Annotated in this window: 5 protein-coding genes and 1 tRNA gene; all 6 read left to right on the forward strand. The window is 54.9% G+C overall.

All coding sequences use genetic code 11. The annotated features are described in order from the left end of the window. The coding region (locus EAY64_RS20150) for an EF-Tu C-terminal domain-related protein (protein WP_199734358.1) at window positions 1-66 on the forward strand (66 nt) is incomplete at its 5' end. Window positions 67-79: 13 nt separating this feature from the next. After that, window positions 80-155 (forward strand) — tRNA-Trp (locus tag EAY64_RS20155). A gap of 67 nt (window positions 156-222) precedes the next feature. Beyond that, window positions 223-579: a preprotein translocase subunit SecE gene (secE, locus tag EAY64_RS20160; RefSeq protein ID WP_103526518.1), complete on the forward strand. Its 357-nt coding sequence runs from the start codon at window positions 223-225 to the stop codon at window positions 577-579. Next, window positions 579-1,112, forward strand: a complete 534-nt coding sequence (gene nusG, locus EAY64_RS20165) for a transcription termination/antitermination protein NusG (RefSeq protein WP_059287633.1) — start codon at window positions 579-581, stop codon at window positions 1,110-1,112. The genes secE and nusG overlap by 1 nt, the downstream gene beginning before the upstream one ends. Before the next feature lie 98 nt (window positions 1,113-1,210). Beyond that, a complete protein-coding gene (gene rplK / locus EAY64_RS20170; protein WP_059287632.1) occupies window positions 1,211-1,642 on the forward strand; it encodes a 50S ribosomal protein L11 in 432 nt (143 codons plus the stop codon). Continuing rightward, window positions 1,643-2,338 carry a 50S ribosomal protein L1 gene (gene rplA, locus EAY64_RS20175; protein ID WP_103526519.1) on the forward strand — a complete coding sequence of 232 codons (696 nt, stop codon included), beginning with the start codon at window positions 1,643-1,645 and terminating at the stop codon, window positions 2,336-2,338. The last annotated feature ends 218 nt before the right edge of the window (window positions 2,339-2,556 follow it).

Here is a 2,556-nt window from a genome sequence, read left to right on the forward strand (position 1 = left end):
CGTTTCGCCATCCGTGAAGGCGGCCGTACTGTTGGCGCTGGCGTGGTAGCAAAAATTATTGCTTGATTAATAGGTTTATAGGCCAGTAGCTCAATTGGTAGAGTATCGGTCTCCAAAACCGAGGGTTGGGGGTTCGAGACCCTCCTGGCCTGCCAATTAAGACCAGCCGGCGCTTTGCGCCGGTTGGTCTTTTGTCGCATACGCGCAGAGAACATTCCACACATGGAAATGCAAGATAAACTCAAGCTGGCTCTGGCCGGTCTGCTGGTAGTGGCCGGTGTTGTTGGCTTCTACATGATTCCTGAAGATCAGGGTGTATTGCGCGCACTGGCATTCATTGCTGGCGTCGTGCTGGCGGCAGGTGCGGTGTGGCTGTCGCATCCGGGCAAGGATTTTGTTGCCTATGCCAATGACTCGCTGGTCGAGGCGCGCAAGGTCGTGTGGCCGACGCGCAAAGAAGCCATGCAAATGACCGGCATGGTTTTCGTCTTTGTTCTGGTATTGGCCCTGTTCATGTGGATGGTGGATTCGGGTCTGTCCTGGTTGTTTTACGATGTAATTCTTGGTCGAGGTAGATAATGGCAAAGCGCTGGTATGTTGTGCATGCTTATTCTGGTTTTGAGAAGAGTGTGCAGAAAGCGCTGCGTGAGCGCATCGAGCGTTCCGAGGTTGCTGACCTGTTTGGCCAGATCCTTGTTCCGGTCGAAGAGGTGGTGGACGTCAAGAACGGTCGCCGCTCCATTACTGAGCGCAAGTTCTTCCCCGGTTATGTGCTGGTTGAAATGGATATGACCGACGATACCTGGCACCTGGTGAAAAGTACTCCCAAGGTGACTGGTTTTGTTGGTGGTACGGCTAACCGCCCGGCGCCGATTTCCAAGAAGGAAGTCGAGGCCATCATGCAGCAGATGCAAGAGGGTGTGGAAAAGCCGAAGCCGAAAGTGCTGTTTGAAGTGGGTGAGAAGGTTCGCGTTATCGACGGTCCTTTCAATGACTTCAATGGCTCGGTGGATGAGGTTAATTACGAGCGCAACAAGTTGCGTGTGTCTGTGCAGATCTTTGGTCGCGACACGCCGGTTGAGCTGGAATTCAGTCAGGTAGAAAAGCTGTAATTCTGCTTGGCAGTTAGTTGGTAAGCGTATATACTGTTGCGCTTTCGTCCGGGAAGCGAGTGCACGCTCGCGCTATACCCATTTTAGGAGTTTTAAACGTGGCAAAGAAAATTGTCGGCTATGTAAAGCTGCAAGTGCCCGCTGGTAAGGCCAACCCGTCTCCTCCGATCGGTCCGGCTCTTGGTCAGCGTGGTCTGAACATCATGGAATTCTGCAAGGCGTTCAACGCCCAGACTCAAGGCATCGAGCCGGGTCTGCCGATTCCGGTTGTGATCACTGCTTATGCAGACAAGTCCTTCACCTTCATCATGAAGACGCCGCCGGCGACCATTCTGCTGAAGAAGGCTGCTGGCATCAAGTCCGGTTCCGCCAAGCCGCATACCGACAAGGTAGGCAAGGTAAGCCGTGCTCAGCTGGAAGAAATCGCCAAGACCAAGCAGCCGGATCTGACCGCTGCTGATCTGGACGCTGCTGTACGCACCATCGCCGGCTCCGCCCGCTCGATGGGTCTTGAAGTGGAGGGTGTGTAAATGGCCAAGATTTCCAAGCGCCTGCAAACCCTGAAGGCAACTGTTGATCGCAACAAGCTGTACGCTGTTGAAGAGGCAATTGCTCTGGTTAAGACCGCAGCTACCGCCAAGTTTGATGAGTCGATCGATATCGCCATCAATCTGGGTGTTGATCCGCGTAAATCCGACCAGGTGGTTCGTGGTTCGGTTGTGCTGCCGCGTGGTACTGGTAAGTCGGTACGCGTTGCTGTATTTGCTCAAGGCGCCAACGCCGAAGCCGCCAAGGCTGCCGGTGCTGAAGTTGTCGGTTTCGACGACCTGGCCGAGCAAGTAAAAGCTGGCAACCTGGACTTCGACGTTGTAATTGCTTCCCCGGATGCAATGCGCGTTGTTGGCCAGTTGGGTCAAATCCTCGGCCCGCGTGGCCTGATGCCGAACCCGAAGGTTGGTACTGTTACCCCGAACGTTGCCGAAGCCGTGAAGAACGCCAAGGCCGGTCAGGTTCAATACCGTACCGACAAGGCAGGTATCATTCACGCCACCATCGGTCGCGCTTCTTTCGAAGCCGATGCGCTGCGTGAAAACTTCACTGCACTGGTTGATGCCCTGGTGAAAGCCAAGCCGGCAGCTTCCAAGGGTGTGTATCTGAAAAAGATCGCCGTATCCAGCACCATGGGTATTGGCGCTCGTGTAGATACCAGCTCGATCAGCGCCTAAGCTGACGCGAGTGAGGCAGGGCGGCTCGCCGCCTTGCCATTGGCTTTGGGCTGGCAAGCTTGCTTGCCGGATTGTCAAAGACCGTAGGTGCCGCAAGGCTTAATCGCAAACCACTGCCCAGTGGTCTGTATCCTACGCAGATGGTGTACCCGAAAGTAGGCTTCTGAAGAGTTCAGGGCTCATGTAGCTCAGGGGTAGAGCACTCCCTTGGTAAGGGA

The sequence above is a fragment of the Aquitalea palustris genome, from assembly GCF_003693445.1.
GTDB lineage: Bacteria > Pseudomonadota > Gammaproteobacteria > Burkholderiales > Chromobacteriaceae > Aquitalea > Aquitalea palustris.